At 72.3% G+C, this 20,305-nt stretch carries 20 protein-coding genes; 12 read left to right on the top strand and 8 right to left on the bottom strand.

Features of this window, described 5'->3' with window-relative positions; genetic code table 11:
• Positions 1–33: 33 nt before the first annotated feature.
• Positions 34–1,116, top strand: coding sequence for a WD40/YVTN/BNR-like repeat-containing protein (locus OG386_RS10065; protein ID WP_328793208.1), 1,083 nt, complete (start codon positions 34–36; stop codon positions 1,114–1,116).
• On the opposite strand, the gene OG386_RS10060 is transcribed toward OG386_RS10065, so the two are convergent.
• Positions 1,117–1,806 carry a GNAT family N-acetyltransferase gene (locus OG386_RS10060; protein ID WP_328787818.1) on the bottom strand — a complete coding sequence of 230 codons (690 nt, stop codon included), beginning with the start codon at positions 1,804–1,806 and terminating at the stop codon, positions 1,117–1,119. It abuts the gene before it with no gap.
• A 376-nt stretch (positions 1,807–2,182) separates the two neighbouring features.
• The gene (locus OG386_RS10055; RefSeq protein ID WP_328787817.1) at positions 2,183–2,482 is read right to left on the bottom strand and encodes a YciI family protein; all 300 of its coding nucleotides are present in this window, start codon (positions 2,480–2,482) and stop codon (positions 2,183–2,185) included.
• Between the two features lie 26 nt (positions 2,483–2,508).
• On the opposite strand from OG386_RS10055, the gene OG386_RS10050 reads away from it, so the two are divergent.
• Complete coding sequence (locus tag OG386_RS10050; RefSeq protein ID WP_328787816.1) at positions 2,509–3,186, top strand: endonuclease V; 678 nt, start codon at positions 2,509–2,511, stop codon at positions 3,184–3,186.
• A 157-nt stretch (positions 3,187–3,343) separates the two neighbouring features.
• Here OG386_RS10050 and OG386_RS10045 read toward each other — a convergent pair whose 3' ends face one another.
• The gene (locus tag OG386_RS10045) at positions 3,344–4,543 is read right to left on the bottom strand and encodes a saccharopine dehydrogenase family protein (protein ID WP_328787815.1); all 1,200 of its coding nucleotides are present in this window, start codon (positions 4,541–4,543) and stop codon (positions 3,344–3,346) included.
• A gap of 268 nt (positions 4,544–4,811) precedes the next feature.
• On the opposite strand from OG386_RS10045, the gene OG386_RS10040 reads away from it, so the two are divergent.
• The 5 genes from OG386_RS10040 (at position 4,812) to OG386_RS10020 (ending at position 11,672) form a co-directional block, all read left to right on the top strand.
• A complete protein-coding gene (locus OG386_RS10040; protein WP_328787814.1) occupies positions 4,812–5,963 on the top strand; it encodes a CaiB/BaiF CoA transferase family protein in 1,152 nt (383 codons plus the stop codon).
• Positions 5,963–6,988, top strand: a complete 1,026-nt coding sequence (locus tag OG386_RS10035; protein WP_328787813.1) for an LLM class F420-dependent oxidoreductase — start codon at positions 5,963–5,965, stop codon at positions 6,986–6,988. Before OG386_RS10040 ends, OG386_RS10035 begins: the two co-directional genes overlap by 1 nt.
• A gap of 9 nt (positions 6,989–6,997) precedes the next feature.
• A complete protein-coding gene (locus OG386_RS10030; protein WP_266606460.1) occupies positions 6,998–8,140 on the top strand; it encodes an acyl-CoA dehydrogenase family protein in 1,143 nt (380 codons plus the stop codon).
• A gap of 94 nt (positions 8,141–8,234) precedes the next feature.
• Positions 8,235–9,449, top strand: a complete 1,215-nt coding sequence (locus tag OG386_RS10025) for an acetyl-CoA C-acetyltransferase (protein ID WP_030771506.1) — start codon at positions 8,235–8,237, stop codon at positions 9,447–9,449.
• Positions 9,450–9,500: 51 nt separating this feature from the next.
• Complete coding sequence (locus OG386_RS10020) at positions 9,501–11,672, top strand: 3-hydroxyacyl-CoA dehydrogenase NAD-binding domain-containing protein (protein ID WP_328787812.1); 2,172 nt, start codon at positions 9,501–9,503, stop codon at positions 11,670–11,672.
• A gap of 53 nt (positions 11,673–11,725) precedes the next feature.
• On the opposite strand, the gene OG386_RS10015 is transcribed toward OG386_RS10020, so the two are convergent.
• Together OG386_RS10015 and OG386_RS10010 are read right to left on the bottom strand one after the other, a co-directional pair.
• Entirely contained in the window at positions 11,726–12,400 is a 675-nt protein-coding gene (locus OG386_RS10015) for a maltokinase N-terminal cap-like domain-containing protein (protein ID WP_328787811.1), read from the bottom strand.
• A gap of 63 nt (positions 12,401–12,463) precedes the next feature.
• Complete coding sequence (locus OG386_RS10010; RefSeq protein WP_328787810.1) at positions 12,464–13,195, bottom strand: MerR family transcriptional regulator; 732 nt, start codon at positions 13,193–13,195, stop codon at positions 12,464–12,466.
• A gap of 85 nt (positions 13,196–13,280) precedes the next feature.
• On the opposite strand from OG386_RS10010, the gene OG386_RS10005 reads away from it, so the two are divergent.
• The 3 genes from OG386_RS10005 to OG386_RS09995 all read left to right on the top strand — a co-directional run bounded on the left by OG386_RS10005 (position 13,281) and on the right by OG386_RS09995 (position 17,285).
• Positions 13,281–15,122, top strand: a complete 1,842-nt coding sequence (locus OG386_RS10005; protein ID WP_328787809.1) for an AMP-dependent synthetase/ligase — start codon at positions 13,281–13,283, stop codon at positions 15,120–15,122.
• 184 nt (positions 15,123–15,306) lie between these two features.
• Complete coding sequence (locus OG386_RS10000; RefSeq protein WP_328787808.1) at positions 15,307–16,986, top strand: BCCT family transporter; 1,680 nt, start codon at positions 15,307–15,309, stop codon at positions 16,984–16,986.
• 86 nt (positions 16,987–17,072) lie between these two features.
• Positions 17,073–17,285, top strand: coding sequence for a helix-turn-helix domain-containing protein (locus OG386_RS09995; RefSeq protein ID WP_328787807.1), 213 nt, complete (start codon positions 17,073–17,075; stop codon positions 17,283–17,285).
• Between the two features lie 44 nt (positions 17,286–17,329).
• Here OG386_RS09995 and OG386_RS09990 read toward each other — a convergent pair whose 3' ends face one another.
• The 3 genes from OG386_RS09990 to OG386_RS09980 all read right to left on the bottom strand — a co-directional run bounded on the left by OG386_RS09990 (position 17,330) and on the right by OG386_RS09980 (position 18,381).
• Positions 17,330–17,638: a hypothetical protein gene (locus OG386_RS09990; protein ID WP_328787806.1), complete on the bottom strand. Its 309-nt coding sequence runs from the start codon at positions 17,636–17,638 to the stop codon at positions 17,330–17,332.
• The gene (locus OG386_RS09985) at positions 17,635–18,090 is read right to left on the bottom strand and encodes a hypothetical protein (protein ID WP_328787805.1); all 456 of its coding nucleotides are present in this window, start codon (positions 18,088–18,090) and stop codon (positions 17,635–17,637) included. Before OG386_RS09985 ends, OG386_RS09990 begins: the two co-directional genes overlap by 4 nt.
• 102 nt (positions 18,091–18,192) lie before the next feature.
• Entirely contained in the window at positions 18,193–18,381 is a 189-nt protein-coding gene (locus tag OG386_RS09980; RefSeq protein ID WP_328787804.1) for a hypothetical protein, read from the bottom strand.
• A 239-nt stretch (positions 18,382–18,620) separates the two neighbouring features.
• Here OG386_RS09980 and OG386_RS09975 point away from each other — a divergent pair, with 239 nt between their 5' ends.
• A complete protein-coding gene (locus OG386_RS09975; protein WP_405789443.1) occupies positions 18,621–19,886 on the top strand; it encodes a Twin-arginine translocation pathway signal in 1,266 nt (421 codons plus the stop codon).
• A 1-nt stretch (position 19,887) separates the two neighbouring features.
• Positions 19,888–20,202, top strand: coding sequence for a 4a-hydroxytetrahydrobiopterin dehydratase (locus tag OG386_RS09970; protein ID WP_189741142.1), 315 nt, complete (start codon positions 19,888–19,890; stop codon positions 20,200–20,202).
• Positions 20,203–20,305: the final 103 nt, after the last annotated feature.

Raw genomic sequence — 20,305 nt, 5'->3', positions numbered from 1 at the left:
GGCGCCATGAGACTCCTGGAACTCGGAATCGGCATGTGCGCGGCAGCCCTGCTCGTGGGGGTGCTCGCCGCCCCCGCCCAGGCCGATGCGGCCCCGGCCCCCGACCCGGCCCCGCTGGCGCAGGACTTACGCGGCGCCGGCTGGGCGCTGAAGGACACCGGGAAGGACGTGCGCTTCCGCGGGCTCGCGGCGGTCGGCCGGAACACGGCGTGGGTGGCCGGTTCCAAGGGGACCGTGCTGCGCACGGTGGACGGCGGCCGCAGTTGGCGTGACGTTTCGCCGCCGGGCGCGGTCGCGGAGGCCCTGGAGTTCCGCGACATCGAGGCCTTCGACGCGCGGCGCGCGGTGGCCCTGTCCATTGGGGAGGGCGAGGCCTCCAGGGTGCTGCGTACCGAGGACGGCGGGGCCACCTGGACCGAGACCTTCCGCAACCCCGACCCGCGCGCCTTCTACGACTGCCTCACCTTCTTCGACGCCCGGCACGGCTTGGCGATGAGCGATCCGGTGGACGGGAAGTTCCGGATCCTCGCCACTGACGACGGCGGACGGAACTGGCGGGTCCTGCCGAGCGGGGGCATGCCCGAGGCGCTACCGGGCGAGGCGGGCTTCGCCGCGAGCGGCCAGTGCCTGGTGAGTTCCGGCCCGCGCGATGTCTGGCTGGCCACCGGCGGGGGTGCCCGCGCCCGGGTGCTGCACTCCGCGGACCGCGGTCTGACCTGGCGGGTCGCCGAATCCACCGTCCCGGCGGGCGATCCGGCGCGCGGGGTCTTCGCCCTCGCCTTCCGGGACCGTACGAGGGGTCTGGCGGTCGGCGGTGACTACCGCACCGGGCAGGCCTCCCCGCAGGCCGCGGCGGTGTCCGCCGACGGGGGACGCACCTGGACGCGGGCGGCGACGCCGCCGCCCGCCTACCGCTCGGGCGCGGCCTGGTTCCCGTACGGCCGGGCGACGGCCCTCGCGGTGGGGCCCACGGGCACCGATGTGACCACGGACGGGGGCCGCAGCTGGCGGTCCCTGGACGCGGGATCCTTCGACACGGTCGACTGCGCGGCCGACGCGGGATGCTGGGCGGCGGGGGAGAAGGGGCGCGTGGCGCGGCTGGAACGACGGCGCTGATCAGCTCGCGGGAGCGGGAGCGGGAGCGGGGGGTGACGGGGGCACCTGGGATGCCTGAGGTGCCGGGGCGGTGACGAGGTCCATGCCCGGGTAGCGCCCGGCGGTGAAGCCCGCGGCCCGGTAGACGGGCTCGCCGTCGGGGCTCGCGTGCAGCTGGACGTAGTGGATGCCGATGCCGTCGAGCCACTCGACCAGCGCGTCGACGATCCGGCGGCCGTGGCCCCGTCCGCGGGCGGGTGCGTCGGTGACGATCCCGTCGAGGTAGCCGCGCCGGCCGTCGGTCCAGAGGGGGCTGGGCAGGTGGTAGGTGACCCACGCCATGCCGGTGGCGAGCAGCGGTTCGCCGGGAGCTCCGCCCACGACCAGGCAGTGCACGTCGGGGCGTTCGCCGATGCGTTCGAGGAACCAGGTGCGGGCGACCTGCCGCCAGGCGGCGTCGGCGGGCCCGGGGTCGACTCCGAGGGAGTCGAGGGCGACGGCGCGCAGGCGTATGAGCTCGGGGACGTCGGCGGGAACGGCGGGGCGGGGCTGCATGGACACTCCGGTGGGCAGGGGCGGTCGGTCGAGCGGGGTGCGGGAGCCGGGCCGGTCGAGCCCGGCGAACGGGTCGGACGACGGGACGAGGAGGGCGGGCCTGACCGGGACGGCGCCGTCCCCGCGCGGCTGGTGCCGTGACCGGGAAGGGGCCACCGGGTTGCGCCGTCGGGTGCGGTGCGTCTTCCACGGCCATCGCGGGGAGGGACCCCAGGCTGCCGGGCCGCGGCTCGTACGGGACGCACTCGCCCGGACCGGCGGCTTGGGGTCCCCCGGACGGCGTCGTCCGGTGCGGTGCCGGACGTCGCCACCCGGTGACCGTGCCGTGCACAGTGCTGGGTCGTCCCTTTCGGATCTCGTCGGCCGAGCCCGCGGCGTCCGGTGCCATGGGTCTCCCCAGGCCCGCGGGCCTGGGGGAAGCAGGGCGAGGCGGAGGTGCGCTCCGTGTACTGGACGCACTCGGGTGCCCCGGCAAACGCGGCCAGGTGCGGTGCCGGGCGTCGCGGGCCCGGCAAGATCCGAAAGAGACGGCCTAGGTGACCGGGTTCTCCCGCACCGTCGACAGGTCCGCCGAGGTCTTCGTGGCGAGGAACTCGGTGATGGTGTAGTCACACACTCCCGCCACCGCGAAGGGGTCCTCGGTCGCGATCCGCTCGATCTCGGCCCGGGACACCCCGCCGGCCAGGATCACGCCCCCGTCGCGCGGGACCTTGCGCCCCGACGCGAGGAAGACGCCGGCGGCGTAGTAGCCGTCCAGCCAGGCGATGTGAGCGTCCATCTGCTCCTCGACGGACTCGATGGGGGCGGTGTAGGTGAGCTCCATGACGAACATGATCGTCAGGCTACTCTCGCTGCATCATGACGAGTGTGAAGACCCCCGCCGACGAGGCCGAAGCCCGGGCGATACAGGACGAACTACGCCATCAGGTCGTGCTCACCGAGCTCGGCCCGCCACCCGGCCACGGCCTCGTCGCCGGAGTGGACGTCGCCTACGACGACGCGCGCGACCTGGTCGCCGCCGCGGCCGTGGTGCTCGACGCCGCCACCCTGGAGGTCGTCGAGGAGGCCACCGCCGTCGGGCGCGTCAGCTTCCCCTACGTGCCCGGGCTGCTCGCCTTCCGCGAGCTGCCGACGGTACTGGCCGCCCTCGACTCCCTGAAGACCGAGCCCGGCCTCGTCGTCTGCGACGGCTACGGCCTCGCGCACCCCCGCGGCTTCGGCCTCGCCTGCCACCTCGGGGTGGTCACCGGGCTCCCGGCCATCGGCGTCGCGAAGAATCCGTTCACCTTCACCTACGAGGAACCGGGCGCCCGGCGGGGCGACGCTGCCGCGCTGCTCGCGGCCGACGGGGCCGAGGTCGGGCGGGCGCTGCGCACGCAGGACGGGATCAAGCCGGTCTACGTTTCCGTCGGGCACCGGGTCTCGCTGGACAACGCCTGCGCGCACGCCCTGGCCCTGAGCCCCCGCTTCCGGATCCCCGAGACCACCCGCCACGCCGACTCCCTGTGCCGCAGGGCGTTGCGGGAGGCCTCCTGAAGCATCCGGCCGGTGAACCCGCCCGGCCGGTGAACCCGCCCGGCCGGTGAACTCGCCCGGCCGGTGAACCCGCCCGGCCGGTGAACCGGCCCGCCCGGTCGGCCCACCGGTCAGCGGCCCACCGGTCAGCGGTCCGGCCCGTCAGTGGTCCCGCCGGTCAGCGGGCGTCCGCCACCCGGAAGGTGATCCCCGCCTTCTGGAGGCGGGCGATCAGGGCGTCGCCCATCGCCACGGCGGTCGTCAGCTGCCCGGCCGCCTCCGGCAGGGCGTCGTGGGCCAGGCACAGCGCCGACTCGGCCAGCATCTTCGCCGTCTCGCCGTAGCCGGGGTCGCCGCCCGCCACCTCGGTGAGCACGCGCCGGCCGCCGCCCTCGCCCACGAACCGCACGCTGAACCAGCTGCGCGCACGGCGTTCCGCGTCCGGTCCCCGGCCCGGCTCCCAGCGGTCCATCAGCCACCGCCGGGCCGGCGGCACCTGGGCCAGGGCCACCGTCGCGCCCAGCGCCGCCGTACCGCCCACCGCGACGGGCAGGTGCTTGACGGAGGCGTAGTGCCGGTAGCGGAAGTCCGGGCCGTACCGCTCCAGCGCGGCCGCCGACCGGGCCACGATCCGGGGGTCCAGCGAGGGCAGCGGCAGCGCCCAGGTCCCGGTCTCGCGGCTGAACCGCGGTGCCCCCACCGGCCCGCGCGCCCGCCGCCCCAGCAGCCGGGGTTCGTGCAGCCGGCGGGCGTGCGCGGCAGCCAGGGTCTGGGGGCCGCGGCTCAGCGCGGTCAGCGCGGAGGCCAGGGTGCCGCCGGAGAAGAAGGCGTTGGACCGCATGAACCCGTCGACCGCCAGCGGGACCCCCTGGGGCAGCTGCCGGACCGTGAAGTACGCCCCGAGGTCGGCCGGGATCGAGTCGAAGCCGCAGGCGTGCACGATCCGCGCCCCGGTCTCCCGGGCCCGTGCGTCGTGCTCGACGTACATGCGGTCCACGAACTCCGGCTCCCCGGTGAGGTCCACGTAGTCCGTGCCCGCCTCGGCGCAGGCGGCCACGAGCTCCGCCCCGTACCAGATGTACGGGCCCACCGTCGTGGCCAGCACCCGGGTGGACGCGGCCAGCTCGCGCACGGCCGCGGGGTCCTGGGCGTCGGCCCGCAGCAGCGGCAGTCGCGCGCATGCCGGATCGATCGAGGCCAGCCGTTCGCGCAGCCGCTCCAGCTTCGCGGTGTCCCGGCCGGCCAGCGCCCACCGGCAGCCGGCGGGCGCGTGCGCGGCGAGGTACTCGGCGGTGAGCGCGCCCACGAACCCGGTGGCGCCGAACAGCACGACGTCATAGGCACGTTCCGGCCGGTCGTGCGGGACAGTTGCGTTCATGAACGGCTCCTCCCAGGGGGTTTCGGTGGCCGAGGCTAGCGTGGTGCTCGACCGTCAGCACGAGCGGGTGCGGCGCGCCGGCAGTGGAGAGCGGCGCCCCGCCCGATCGCGCGGAGCCGGACACTCCGGGGGTGGACGATCGGCCGGGAGCCCCGCCCGGGGGCTTGTGTTCGATGGAGCTCGTTCCTAGCATCACTGGTGTTACATCAGTTGTGTCACATAGCCGCACACCACGCACACCATGCACACCAGAGCCGTTGGGGGCCCGATGGCAGTGACAGGGAACGGGAACCGGGACGCGAGCGGGCCCGGCCCGCTCGCCGGGGTGCGCGTCGTCGAACTGGCGGGCATCGGCCCCGGACCGTTCGCCGCGATGCTCCTCGCCGACCTGGGCGCCGACGTCGTGCGCGTGGACCGGCCCGGCGGCGGCGGGCTCGCGGTCGATCCGGCCCACGACATCACCAACCGCAGCAAACGGTCCGTCCTGGTCGACCTCAAGTCCGCCGACGGGCCCGCCCGCGTCCTGGACCTGGTCGAGCGGGCCGACGTGCTCGTCGAGGGGTTCCGGCCCGGGGTGGCCGAGCGACTCGGGGTCGGGCCGGCCGAGTGCCACGCCCGCAATCCGAAGCTCGTCTACGGCCGGATGACCGGCTGGGGCCAGCGCGGCCCGCTCGCCGAGACCGCCGGGCACGACATCGCGTACATCGCCGTCACCGGCGCCCTCGGCATGATCGGGAAGCCGGGAGAGCCGCCGGCCGTCCCCGCGAACCTGGTCGGGGACTACGCGGGCGGCTCGCTCTACCTGGTCGTCGGGGTCCTCGCCGCCCTGCACCACGCCCGCGCCACCGGCTCCGGCCAGGTCGTCGACGCGGCCATCGTCGACGGCACCGCCCACCTCACCGCCATGATCCACGGGATGATGGCGGCGGGCGGCTGGCAGGACCGCCGCGGGGCCAACCTCCTCGACGGCGGCTGTCCCTTCTACGGCACCTACGAGACCTCCGACGGCCAGTACATGGCGGTCGGCGCGCTGGAACAGCAGTTCTACGACACCTTCACGGAGCTCCTCGGCATCGGGGACCGGGCGCCGGCGCGCAAGGACGTCGCCCGCTGGGGCGAGCTGCGGGAGGTCGTCGCCGCACGCTTCCGGACCCGTACGCGCGAGGAGTGGACGGCGGTGTTCGAGGGCACCGACGCCTGCGTGGCCCCGGTGCTGTCGCTGCGCGAGGCCCCGGGGCACCCGCACCTCGCGTCCCGCGGGACCTTCACCGAGTACGCCGGGATCGTCCAGCCCGCGCCCGCGCCGCGGTTCTCCGCGACCCCGACCCGCGTGACCTCCGAACCCGCCCTGCCCGGCGCGGACACCGAGTCGGTGGCCGCCGACTGGGACGTACCGGCCCTGCTCTCGAAAGAGGCCTGATGGAACTGTCGATGATGCTCGACTACGCCGGGGACCCGCGCCGGGCCGCCGACCAGGCCGCCGCGCTGGAGTCGGCCGGGCTCGACGCGGTGTGGGTGGCCGAGGCCTGGGGGTTCGACTCCCCGACGATCATGGGCTACCTCGCCGCCCGCACCGAGCGGCTGAAGATCGGCTCGGCCATCCTCAACGTCTACTCGCGCACCCCCGGCCTCATCGCCCAGACGGCCGCCGGCCTGGACGCGCTCTCGGGCGGCCGGGCGCTGCTCGGGCTCGGCGCCTCCGGCCCGCAGGTCGTCGAGGGCTGGCACGGGAAGCCGTACGACAAGCCGCTCGGCCGCACGCGCGAGAGCGTCGAGCTGTGCCGGCGCATCTGGCGCCGCGAAACGATCGACCACCACGGCATCACCGACATGCCGCTGCCGCCGGAGCGGGGCAGCGGGCTCGGCAAGCCGCTGAAGATCCTCACCCGCCCGGTCCGCCCCGCGATCCCCGTCTACATCGCCTCGCTCGGCCCGGCCAACGTTCGGCTGACCGCCGAGATCGCGGACGGCTGGCTGCCCACCCTCTTCATCCCGGAGAAGGCCGCCGCGGTGTGGGGCGGACCGCTCGCCGAGGGGGCGGCCAAGCGGTCGCCGGAGCTCGGTCCGCTTCAGACCGTCGCGGGCGGCCTGCTCGCCATCGGCCCGGACGCGGCCGCCGCACGGGACCTCGCGCGCCCGCAGATCGCCCTGTACGTCGGCGGGATGGGCGCGGTCGGCAAGAACTTCTACAACGACCTGGCCGTCGCCTACGGGTACGAGGAAGAGGCCCGGAAGATCCAGGAGCTGTACCTCGCCGGACGCAAGCGCGACGCCGCTGCTGCCGTCCCGGACGAGTTCTGCGAGCTGATGACGCTGTGCGGGCCCGAGGGCTACGTGCGCGAGCGCGTCGAGGCCTTCCGCGAGGCGGGCGTCACCATGCTCAACGTCACACCGGTCGGCCCCGACCCGGCCAAGTTGATCGAAACCGTCAAGAGCTGGCTCTAGGGGGCCCCGATGCAACGACGCATCTTCGACGCCGACCACGAGGCGTTCCGCGAGACCGTACGCACCTTCCTCAGCAAGGAGGTGCTGCCGCACTACGAGCAGTGGGAGAAGGACGGCATCGTCAGCCGCGAGGCCTGGCGGGCCGCGGGCCGGCAGGGGCTGCTGGGCCTCGCCGTCCCGGAGGAGTACGGCGGCGGCGGGAACACCGACTTCCGCTACGCCGCCGTGATTGCCGAGGAGTTCACCCGCGCGGGCGCCCCCGGGCTGGCCATCGGCCTGCACAACGACATCATCGGGCCCTACCTGACCTCGCTCGCCACCGAGGAGCAGAAGCGCCGCTGGCTGCCCGGCTTCTGCTCCGGGGAGACCATCACCGCCATCGCGATGACGGAGCCGGGCGCGGGCTCCGACCTCCAGGGGATCCGGACCACCGCCGAGGACCGCGGCGACCACTGGGTGCTGAACGGCTCCAAGACCTTCATCTCCAACGGCATCCTCGCCGACCTGGTGATCGTGGTCGCCAAGACCACCCCGGAGGGCGGGGCGCACGGCCTGTCGCTGCTGGTCGTCGAGCGCGGCGCGGAGGGCTTCGAGCGCGGCCGCAACCTCGACAAGATCGGACAGAAGTCCCAGGACACCGCCGAGCTGTTCTTCAACGACGTACGCGTCCCGAAGGAGAACCTGCTCGGCGAGCTGAACGGCGCCTTCGTCCACCTGATGACCAATCTCGCGCAGGAGCGGATGGGCATCGCGATGGCCGGCATCGCCGCCGCCGAGCACCTGCTGGAGATCACCACCCAGTACGTCAAGGAGCGCGAAGCCTTCGGCCGTCCGCTGGCCAAGCTGCAGCACATCCGCTTCGAGATAGCGGAGATGGCCACCGAGGTCGCCGTCACCCGGACCTTCCTCGACCGCTGCATCACGGACCACTCGAACGGCGAACTGGACCACGTGCACGCCTCGATGGCCAAGTGGTGGGCCACCGAGCTGCAAAAGCGCGTCGCCGACCGCTGCCTGCAACTCCACGGCGGCTACGGCTACATGACCGAATACCGGGTCGCCCGAGCCTTCACCGACGGCCGCATCCAGACCATCTACGGCGGCACGACCGAGATCATGAAGGAGATCATCGGCCGTTCGCTGCTCGGCTGACCTTCCCCGTGGACACCTTCCCCGTGGGACACCTCCCCGTGGGGATCTCCCCCTTGGACACCTCCCCCTTGGACACCTCCGAAAGGCTTGACCAGTGAGCACCGAAGCTTACGTATACGACGCGATCCGCACCCCGCGCGGCCGCGGCAAGGCCAATGGCGCCCTGCACGGCACCAAGCCGATCGATCTGGTCGTCGGACTCATCGACGCCCTGCGCGAGCGCAACCCCGGCCTGGACCCCGCCACCATCGACGACATCGTGCTCGGCGTCGTCGGCCCGGTCGGCGACCAGGGCTCCGACATCGCCCGGATCGCGGCCATCGCCGCCGGGCTCCCGGACACCGTGGCCGGCGTACAGGAGAACCGCTTCTGCGCCTCGGGCCTGGAGGCCGTCAACCTGGCCGCCGCCAAGGTCCGCTCCGGCTGGGAGGACCTGGTCCTCGCGGGCGGCGTGGAGTCCATGTCCCGCGTTCCGATGGCCTCCGACGGCGGTGCCTGGTTCGCCGACCCGATGACCAACTGGGACACCGGCTTCGTCCCGCAGGGCATCGGCGCGGACCTGATCGCCACCATCGAGGGCTTCTCCCGGCGCGACGTCGACGAGTACGCGGCCCTCTCCCAGGAGCGCGCCGCCGCGGCCATCAAGGACGGCCGCTTCGCGAAGTCCGTGGTCCCGGTCACCGACCGCAACGGCCTGATCGTCCTGGACCACGACGAGTTCGTCCGCCCCGGCACCACCGCCGACACCCTCGCCAAGCTGAAGCCCTCCTTCGCCGACATCGGCGACCTCGGCGGCTTCGACGCGGTCGCGCTGCAGAAGTACCACTGGGTCGAGAAGATCGACCACGTCCACCACGCCGGCAACTCCTCCGGCATCGTCGACGGCGCCTCGCTCGTCGCCATCGGCTCCCGCGAGGCGGGCGAACGCAACGGCCTGACGCCGCGGGCCCGGATCGTCTCGGCGGCCGTCTCCGGTTCCGAGCCCACCATCATGCTCACCGGCCCCGCCCCGGCCACCCGCAAGGCCCTCGCCAAGGCCGGGCTGACCATCGACGACATCGACCTCGTCGAGATCAACGAGGCCTTCGCGGGCGTCGTCCTGCGCTTCGTCAAGGACATGGGCCTGTCCCTCGACAAGGTCAACGTCAACGGCGGCGCGATCGCGCTCGGTCACCCGCTCGGCGCCACCGGCGCGATGATCCTCGGCACGATCGTCGACGAGCTGGAGCGCCAGGACAAGCGCTACGGGCTCGTCACCCTCTGCGTCGGCGGCGGCATGGGCGTCGCCACCATCGTCGAACGCCTCTGATCCGCCCCGTTCCCCCTGCCCACCGGACCTTCCGAAACGAAAGCAGTGACCATGAGCGAGTCCACCACGATCCGCTGGGAACAGGACGAGACCGGCGTCGTCACCCTGATCCTCGACGACCCCAACCAGTCCGCCAACACGATGAACCAGGCCTTCAAGGACTCCATCGCAGGCGTAGCCGACCGCGCCGAGGCCGAGAAGGACTCCATCCGCGGCATCATCTTCACCTCCGCCAAGAAGACCTTCTTCGCGGGCGGCGACCTCAAGGACATGATCCGGCTGCGCCCCGAGCACGCGCAGATCGCCTTCGACACCGGCACCGAGATCAAGCGCTCGCTGCGCCGGATCGAGACCCTCGGCAAGCCCGTCGTCGCCGCCATCAACGGTGCGGCCCTCGGCGGCGGTTACGAGATCTGTCTCGCCTCCCACCACCGCGTCGCCCTCGACGCGCCCGGCTCCAAGATCGGCCTGCCCGAGGTCACCCTCGGTCTGCTCCCCGCCGGTGGCGGCGTCACCCGTACCGTGCGCCTGATGGGCATCGCCGACGCCCTGCTCAAGGTGCTGCTGCAAGGGACCCAGTACACCCCGCAGCGCGCCCTGGACAACGGCCTGGTGCACGAACTGGCCGCCACCCCCGAGGAGATGCTGGCCAAGGCCCGCGCCTTCATCGACGCGAACCCCGAGTCGAAGCAGCCCTGGGACGTACCCGGCTACAAGATCCCGGGCGGTACGCCGTCCAACCCGCGGTTCGCCGCCAACCTCCCGGCCTTCCCGGCCAACCTGAAGAAGCAGCTGAACGGGGCCCCGTACCCGGCCCCGCGCAACATCCTGGCCTGCGCCGTCGAGGGCTCCCAGGTGGACTTCGAGACCGCGCTGACCATCGAGGCCCGCTACTTCACCGAGCTGGTCACCGGTCAGACCGCCAAGAACATGATCCAGGCGTTCTTCTTCGACCTCCAGGCCGTCAACGCGGGCCGTAGCCGCCCGCAGGGGATCGAGCCGCGCGCGGTCCGCAAGGTCGCCGTCCTCGGCGCCGGCATGATGGGCGCCGGCATCGCCTACTCCTGCGCCCGCGCGGGCATCGAGGTGGTGCTGAAGGACGTCACCGCCGAGGCCGCCGCCAAGGGCAAGGCGTACTCCGAGAAGCTGCTCGACAAGGCGCTCTCCCGGGGCCGGACCACCGAGGCCAAGCGTGCCGAGCTGCTCGCCCGGATCACCCCGACCGCAGACGCGGCCGACCTGGCGGGCTGCGACGCCGTCATCGAGGCCGTCTTCGAGGACACCTCCCTCAAGCACAAGGTGTTCCAGGAGATCCAGGACGTCATCGAGCCGGACGCACTGCTGTGCTCCAACACCTCCACGCTGCCCATCACGGGCCTCGCGGAAGGGGTCGCGCGGCCGGTCGACTTCATCGGGCTGCACTTCTTCTCGCCCGTGGACAAGATGCCGCTGGTGGAGATCATCAAGGGGGAGCGGACCGGCGACGAGGCCATCGCCCGCGCCTTCGACCTGGTCCGCCAGATCAACAAGACCCCGATCGTGGTCAACGACTCGCGCGGCTTCTTCACCTCCCGCGTCATCGGCCAGTTCATCAACGAGGGCGTCGCGATGATCGGCGAGGGCGTCGAGCCCGCCTCGATCGAGCAGGCCGCCGCCCAGGCCGGTTACCCGGCCAAGGTGCTCTCGCTGATGGACGAGCTCACCCTCACCCTGCCGCGCAAGATCCGTAACGAGAGCCGCAAGGCCTTCGAGGCCGAGGGCAAGGCGTGGACCGAGCACCCCGCCGACGCGGTCATCGACCGCATGGTGGACGAGTTCGGCCGCCCCGGCCGCAGCGGCGGGGCCGGCTTCTACGAGTACGACGAGGCCGGCAAGCGCGCCCGCATCTGGCCGGGCCTGCGCGAGCACTTCGCCAAGCCGGGGTACGAGATCCCGTTCGAGGACATGAAGGAGCGGATGCTCTTCTCGGAGGCCCTGGACACCGTCCGCTGCCTCGACGAGGGCGTGCTCACCTCGATCGCCGACGCCAACATCGGTTCCATCATGGGCATCGGCTTCCCGGCCTGGACGGGCGGCGTGATCCAGTACATCAACGGCTACGAGGGCGGCCTGCCCGGTTTCGTGGCCCGTGCCCGCGAGCTCGCCGACCAGTACGGCGAGCGCTTCATCCCGCCGGCCTCGCTGGTCGCGAAGTCGGAGCGCGGCGAGACCTACGCGGACTGATCGCGCGGCACCCCCGGGCCCGCCCGTGAGCGGGCCCGGGGGCGTCCTCCGGGTCAGGCGGTGAACGCGGCCAGGTGGGCGAAGGGTCCGTGCTGTCGGGCGCCGTCCGGGGCGGACCAGCCGGCCAGGATCCGTCCCGGTGCGCCGTCTGCGGTGGGGGCGGGACCGTCGTGCAGCACGCGGGACACGGTCAGGGTCGCCACCGGGCTTTCCTGACCCGTCGGGCCCACGGTGACGAGGCTCGCCCCGGCGGTGTCCGTCACGGTCCCGGGGCCGGTCAGGCCCTGCGGCACCCCGGCCCCCTCGGTGCGGACCTCGACCGTCGGGTCGGGGACGCCGCTCGCGTTCTGGTCCTGGGCCGTCGTGCGTCCCGCCAGCAGGGCCAGCAACTGCTCGACCAGGACGACGTCGTGGGTCCCGTCGTAGATCCAGCGACGGCCCAGCACGCCGTGCTCGGAAGTGCCGATCAGGCCGTCGTCGGCCCCCTCGAGCGGAGCCCCGCGGTAGGTCAGCGGGACCAGGTAGGTCACCGGATCGTCCCCGGCGGTGTCGGTGACCACCATGAACTCGATGCCCACCTCGCCCTCGGGGTCGTCGAGCCGGAATCCGCCGGCCTTGGCGAGCTGCGGGGTACCCGGGCCGCCCCGGTACCAGGGGCGCCGGGGCAGCCAGCCGGCCAGGAGTTCGAGCTTGCCGGGCGACATGGTGGTGCGGTGAATGACAGCCATGATCCACAAAATACCGGGGCGGCAGGGGCGCCGACCGGCCGCGCGGCCGCCGTCCGCCTCCCCCTACCGTTCCGGTTCCGAGGCGAACGCCGCCCGCAGTTCCTCCCGTAGCGACCGCTGGAAGGCCGTCACCAGCGCCTGGACCACCATGGGCTGCATGTGCGCAGACAGCGCCTTCATCGACTCCACCCGCTCCGGGTCGCTCTCGCCCTCCGTGAACGGCCCCCACACCTCGTCCCGGAACAGCGCCGTCAGCTCGTGCGCCGCCGACCTGGTGTGCTCCATCAGCACCCGGCGCGCCGCCAGGATCGTCTCGTGGGCGATGGGTACGTCGAGCAGTGCGACCCCGAGCCGCAACAGCCCCACGTCCACCCGGAACCCGTCCCCCGAGGCGGCGAGCACGTTCATCGCCGTCAGCCGCCGGACGTCGGTGTCCGCGAGGCTCCGCCCCACCCGCTTCTCCAGCTCCTCCCGCGACACCTCCTGGGCCGCGTCCGGAGCCCAACTGGCCACCATCGCGCGGTGGATGGCCAGGTCATGGGCGCTCAGGTCGTCGGGCAGCGCGTCCAGATAGCGCTCGATGGCGGACAGGGTCATGCCCTGGTGCTGCAGCTCCTCGATCAGGGCCAGCCGGGACAGGTGCTCCGGCCCGTAGTGCCCCACCCGACGAGGGCCGATCACGGGAGGGGGCAAAAGCCCGCGGGTGCTGTAGAAACGAACGGTGCGCACGGTGACGCCCGCCCTGGCCGCCAGCTCGTCGACGGTGAGCATCGGCTCGGGTGCCTGGTCGGCCATCGTCTGCGCCTCGCTCTCTGCTCCACAGCTTGGGTTCAACAGTATTGCTGTCGCACCAACGATGTGAAACGGCCAGGAGCTGCCCATGACCACGAACCTGCGACTGCCCGGACGACCCGAAGAGATCACCCTGCCGGCCCTGCTGGCCCGCAACGCCGCCGAGCACGGGGAGCTGCCCGCCCTCTCCTGGCGGGCCGGCCCCGACGCCGCCGAGTGGACGACCCTCACCTGGAGCGAGGTGCGCCGCAAGGTCGCCGTCCTCGCCTCCGGATACGCGGCCCTCGGCGTCGAGCGCGGCGAACACGTGCTGATGATGATGGGCAACCGCCCCGAGCACTGGCTCAGCGACCTCGCCCTCGTCCACCTCGGTGCCGTACCCGTCACCGTGTACGGGACCTCCGCCCCCGAGCAGATCGCCCACATCGCCCGCCACAGCCGGGCCCGGGTCGCCGTCGTCGAGGGCGCCCGCGAACTCGCGCGGTGGGAGCCGCTGCTGGCCGCCCCGGACGTACCCCTGGAGCGTCTCGTCGTGGCCGAGGCCGCCGAGGCCGGCGGGCACTCCACCTACGGCTCCCTGTACTCCGGCGGGGCCCGGCTCCACCGCTCCGACGACTTCGAGAAGGCCTGGCAGGAGACGCGCCCCGAGGACCCGCTGACCGTCGTCTACACCTCGGGCACCACCGGCGACCCGAAGGGCGTGCGGCTGACCCACCGCAACCTCATGCTCCAGGCGATCCGCCTCGACCGGCACGTGGACCTGCCCGAACACGCCGAGCACATCTGCTACCTGCCCTTCGCGCACATCGCCGAGCGGGTCCTCGGCATCTACCTGCCCCTGCTGCGGGCCTCGCACGTACGGCTGTGCGCCGACCCCGCCGCCGTCTCGGGGGCGGTCCGCGAGCTGCACCCGGTGCAGTTCTTCGGCGTGCCCCGGGTGTGGGAGAAGCTCGCCGCCTCGGTCCGCGCGGTCCTCGCGCAGCTCCCCGAGGAGCAGCGCGCGGCCATCGAGGCGGCCAACGACCTGGCCCGCGCCCGGGCCGCCCACCGGGAGCGCGGCGAGGAGGTGCCGGCCGCGCTCGAAGCCTCGTACGCCCGGGCCAAGGAGCAGGTGCTGGATCCGTTGCTGGGGCTGGCGGGCATGGACCGGCTGATGTGGACGGCCAGCGCCACCGCGCCGATGCCGATCGACGTGGTCCGCTTCTGGGCCGGCTGGGGCATCACCATCATGGACGCCTGGGGGCTCACCGAGACCTCGGGCGTGTGCACGGTCAACAGCCCGGACGGCTTCCGGCTCGGCTCGGTGGGCCGCCCGATCGAGGGGCTGGAGCTGAGGCTGGCCGAGGACGGGGAGATCTTCACCCGCGGGTCGACCGTCTTCGGCGGCTACCTGCGGCCGGACGGCTCGGTGGAGAGCGCCGCCGACCCCGAGGGCTGGTTCGCGACGGGGGACATCGGCCGGGTCGACGAGGAAGGGTTCCTCTGGCTGACCGACCGCAAGAAGGAACTGATCATCACCTCGAACGGCAAGAACGTTTCGCCCGCCCTGGTGGAGAACACGGTCAAGGAGCACCCGCTGATCGGCCAGGCCCTGGTGCACGGCGACGGCCGCTCCTACCTCGTGGCCCTGTTGGTCCTGGACCCGGAACTGGCCCCGGTATGGGCCGTCGCCCGGGGCATCGAGGCGGCCTCCCCGGCCGAGCTCGCCGCGCACCCCGCCGTCCGGGAGGAGATCGCCCGCGCGGTGGAGGCGGCCAACGCCCGGCTCAACCGGACCGAGCAGATCAAGCGGTACCGGCTGCTGACCGAGGAGTGGGGCCCCGAGACCGGGGAACTCACCCCCTCGCTCAAGCTCCGCCGCCGGGTGGTCCGCGACAAGTACGGCGAACTGATCGAGGGCCTGTACGAGGAGCCGCACGAGCCGGCGTGAACCGGTGGTCCCCGGTGCGGTGGGCGGGATCCGCGCTCACCGCACCGGGGGAGCGGAGCAGGTGAGCCGCCGCGCGGCTGCCCCCGCGGCTACGGCCCTCATTGGTCGATATGAGCTTAAATGTGAAACGCATGATGCTCTGTCGCGATGTACGGTTCCAGCCCTTCGGGGAAGGGGGGCTTCGTTGCCGGCCGATCAGCCTTCCCGCACGGACAAGGTGGTGTTCGGGGTCACCGCGGGCCTGACCCTCGCGTTCGTCCTCTGGGGCGCCGTGGCGACGGATTCGCTGGAGAGCGTGTCGAGCAGCCTGCTCGAAGGGCTCATCCACAACTGCGGCTGGGCCTTCATGCTCGCCGCCAGCGGCTTCGTCGTCTTCGCCCTCTGGCTGGCGATCAGCCGCTACGGCCGGATCCGCCTCGGTCGTGAGGACGAGGTCCCGGAGTTCCGCACCGTCTCGTGGGTCGCCATGATGTTCAGCGCCGGCATGGGCATCGGGCTCATGTTCTACGGCGTCAGCGAACCCCTGGCGCACTACGGGACGCCCCCGCCCGGCACGCACCCGGTCGACTCCGCCGAGCGGATGCAGACGGCGATGGCCACCACCCTGTTCCACTGGACGCTCCATCCGTGGGCCATCTACGCGGTCGTCGGGCTCGCCATCGCCTACAGCACCTTCCGGCGCGACCGCCGCCAGACGATCAGTGCCGTGTTCGAGCCGCTGATCGGCGCCCGGCACGCCCACGGCGGGGCCGGCCGGGTCATCGACATCGTGGCGATCTTCGCCACCCTCTTCGGTTCCGCCGCCTCGCTCGGCCTCGGAGCCCTCCAGATCGGCAGCGGCATCCGCCAGCTGGGGTGGTTGGATTCGGTCGGCACGGGACTCCTCGTGGCCGTCATCGCCGTCCTGACCGTCGCCTTCGTGGCCTCCGCGGTGTCCGGAGTGGAGCGGGGCATCCAGTGGCTGTCGAACATCAACATGGTGCTCGCCCTGGTGCTCGTCGTCTTCGTGTTCATCGCCGGGCCGACCATCATCGTGCTCGACCTCCTGCCCACGTCCCTGGGCGCCTACCTCGGCGACCTCCCCCAGCTCGTCGGCCGTACCGAGGCCACCGGCGCCGGCGAGGTCGCCGACTGGCTCGGCAGCTGGACGGTCTTCTACTGGGCCTGGTGGATCTCCTGGACCCCGTTCGTCGGCATGTTCATCGCCCGGATCAGCCGCGGCCGCACCATCCGGCAGTTCATCGGCGGCGTGATCCTCGTACCGAGCACGGTCAGCCTGCTGTGGTTCTGCGTCTTCGGCGGCACGGCGATGAAGCTCCAGGAGAGCGGTGACCTCCCCAAGGAGAGCACCCCGGAGGGACAGCTCTTCGGGCTGCTCCAGCAGTTCCCCGCCGCCACCGTGATGAGCCTGCTGGTCATGATCCTCGTCGCGATCTTCTTCGTCTCCGGCGCGGACGCCGCCTCCATCGTGATGGGCACGCTCTCGCAAAAAGGCGTCCTCGAACCGTCCCGGCCGGTGGTCGTCTTCTGGGGAGTGGTCACCGGCGCCGTCGCGGCGATCATGCTGCTCATCGGCAACGGCGAGGGCGACGCGCTCGCCGGACTGCAGAACCTGACGATCCTCGTGGCGGCACCGTTCACCCTGGTCATGATCGGTATGTGCGTGGCACTCATGCGGGACCTGCGCCGGGACCCGCTGATCATCCAGGGCGAACGGGGCGAGGAAGCCGTGGCCGTGGCCGTGGCCGCGGGCCACGAGGAGTACGGCGGCGAATTCGAGATCCGCATCGGGCCGTCCGGCGATCCGGAGGCCGACGCGGCCGAGCCGCCCTCCGCGTCCCCGCCACCCGGCGGCCGGCGCTGACGGCGGCGCCGCCGGACCGGGCGCCGCCGGCCCGGTCCGACAGGACGCCTCCCTAGCGGCCGATCAGCGGGTAGTGGTCGGATGAGTTGGTACTCACCCGCCGCAGGCAGATCGGCGAAAACATTCGGGCAGCGCGCCGGCGCGCGCACCTCATCCAAGAGGAGGTCGCCCCGCGGGCCGGCATCGAACGGCACACGCTCAATCGCATCGAGGGCGGTCATGCTGCGGCTCGCCTCGACACCCTCGTCCTCATTGCCGACGCCATCGGCGCACCGCTCGTACAGCTGGTCCGTGAGTAGCCCCGGCCGACGGGGGGATTGCCGGCCGGGGCAGTCTCGCGGCCCTACACCGGCGGGCGGCCGGGTGTAGGGGTGGGCGGCGGAGACGGCAGCGGCGGGCCGGGATCCGGCGGCAGCTTCGGGCTTCCGGAGCCGTGCTTGCCCATCTTCAGCTTCCTTCCGTTGAGTCCGTAGATTCCGAGCGGGGGGAACAGGGTGACGCGGGGCGGGTAGCCGGCCTCGGCACAGGGGATGCACAGCAGGTCCCGGCCGTGACCGTGTGCCGTCGTGCGAACGGCTTCGACCAGTTCGACCCAGCAGGCCTCACAGACGACGACGTCGGTCGTCGACGTCACGTACTCGGTGGTGATCACCACAGGTCCGTGGCGATGTCGTACCCGGCGGCCTCGATCGCGGCCGTGGTGCGGTCCAACCGGCCGGGTGCGGGAGTTGCCGCCCCGGTGACCTCGGGGTGGTGGTGGACGACCGTACCCAACCGCGCGCACAGTTCGGCGTAGATCACGGTGCAGGAGATCAGGGCGTGCCAGCCGGCATCGACCGGGCCGGAGGGGGCGAGATCGGTGGAGGCGCTGTGTGCGACCGTGGCGACGAACTTCAAGGCCTCGACCACCCGCTGCTCTGCGGCGACCCAGCCCAGCTCGGGGTGCTGGCGGGCGAGAGTAGCCGTGACGATCATGAATTCGTCGGCAGGGAGAAGGCTGCGCGGGTCGCCGGCGCGGCGGGGCGCAGTGAGGGTGGCGCCGATAGCCGGAGTCGGGGTTTCGCCCTTACCGGCACTACATGGGGGCGGGGGTGGGCTGGCCATGGGGTCTCCTCGTTGGTCGGTCAGATCAACAGGTGCCGACGACGATCACGGCGAGCACGCCGAACACGATCGCGACGTACAGGGCCTGACGCCCGAGCGCACTCACTGGCCGGCTGCCTGCACGTTGGTGGCGGCGGTCGTGAACTCGCGGCCGTCCGACTTCCTGATGTACGCGATGTCCGTGGCGCCTTCGGCGATGACGGCCATGAGCTCACCCTCGACGCCGGATGCGATGTCGCGGACTCGCTTACGGAGCAGCCGGTGAGGCTGGTACTCGTACACCTCAGTCATCGGACGGCTCCACGTGCTTTGCTGCGGAGCGAAGGAACCGCTCCCAGCCGACAGCCGCACGAGCCACCAGCTCAGCACTGGGCCCCGGCCACAGTTCCGGCAACACGCCTGTTCTGCGGTGCTGTTCGTCTGCGCTGCTCGTCGTCATAGGAGGATGATGGGCGGGCACGCAGATGGGCAGATAGGCCATCGCGCGGCCATCGGTGGCCACGTAGCGGCCACGGCCGGGGACAGACGCGATGACACCTCACACTGGGGCCGTGAGCCCCCGAAACGACGCGCTCAGGGCCGCCCGACTCCGGGTCGGGTGGCGCAGCATCGAACAGGCCGCCGGCGCGCTACAGGCGCACGGCCAACGGTTCCTCGACGACGCCCATTTCACCGTCAGCGCGCGCACGTGGCGCCGGTGGGAAGGCGGTGCACCCGGCTGGCCGCCGGAAGAGACCGCGACCGTGCTGCATGACGCGCTCGGACGGTGGCCCGAGGAGCTGGGATTCACGGCACCCGCCGGCTGGATCCGCCCCGAGGCACACCAAGAGGAAGACGTGAACCGCAGGACCTTCGTCAACGTCACCGCGGCCGCGCTCCTGCCCGGCCCTACTGCCAGGCAGCACGTCGACCCCGCGCTCATCGACTACTTCCAGCAGCAGTTGGAGGGCCACTACCGGGCCGACATGTTCCTCGGGCCGCACGACCTCATCGGCACCGTGTCTGCCCAGTACCAGCTCATCGACAAGCTCGTCCGGTCCGCGCAGGGCGAGACCCGGCGCGGGCTGCTGCGCGTCGGAGCCGCGTACGCGGCGCTCGTCGGCTGGCTCTACCAAGACGCCGGCGACCTCGGCGCGGCCGCGTTCTGGCGGGGGATCACGCAGGAAATAGCGGCCAGGTCCCAGGACCCGCACCTCATCGGCTACAGCCTCGTCAACCTCGCCCACGTGCGGACCGACCTCGGCGACGGCCACGGCGTCATCGACCTGTGCGAAGCCGCCCTCGACGACGACCGCCTGTTCCCGAAGGTGCGGATCATGGCGATGCAGCAGCAGGCCCACGGCGCCAGCCTCACAGGCGACCGTACGGCCGTCGACCGGCTCATCGACGACGCCGGAGAGCTCCTCGGCCGCGTCGACGACGACCTGCCCTGGGGCAACGCCTGCCGCCGCACCCCCGGCTACCTCGAGGTGCAACGGGCCACCTGCTACGGGCGGCTCGGCCTCGGCCGGGAGGCCGAGCACCTGTGGTCGCAGGTCCTCGATGAGGTACCCGCGACGGCCCGCCGGGACCGCGGCGTGTACCTCGCCCGGCACGCCACCGCGGCGGCCGGCGCCCGCCAGCCGGAACAAGCCGTCGAGATCGCCCGCGCGGCCGCCGAGATCGCGGCCGAGACCCGGTCGGCCCGCATGCTGCGTGAACTGCGGGGCCTGGAGCGGGCCATGCGGCCGTGGCACGATGCCCCGGTAGGCCGGGACCTCGCGGAGGTTCTGGCGCCCGTGAACGAGGGGAGCTGACATGGGTGTACCGAAGCCGTTGACGCACGAGGAGATCGCCGAAGGCCTGGAGAAGCTCCCGGGCTGGGTACAGGAGGGCGATGCGATCACCCGGACGTACGAGATCCGCTACCACGCCGCGGTGGCCGCGATCGTCACCATCGCAGACCGGTCCCGGCGCATCCAGCATCACGCAGACCTCGACCTCCGTATCGACCACCTGCGTGCCTCGATCACGACGCACGACGCGGGCAACCGACTGACGCGGGCTGACTTCGACCTTGCGCACCGCATCGACGCGATCGTGGCTGCACACCAGGCCCTCCCCCTGGACTGAGCCCGGACGCACGAAAGCGCCCCCTCCCGACCCCGAAGGGCCGGAAGGGGGCGTTGTGCTGTTCAGGAGACGCCGTACCACTGGCTGGCCCAGCGGATGTTGA

Origin of the sequence: Streptomyces sp. NBC_00273, assembly GCF_036178145.1 — a bacterium.
Lineage (GTDB): Bacteria > Actinomycetota > Actinomycetes > Streptomycetales > Streptomycetaceae > Streptomyces.
Note: the sequence above shows the minus strand (reverse complement) of the source record. Positions and strands in the feature narration are given on the sequence as shown.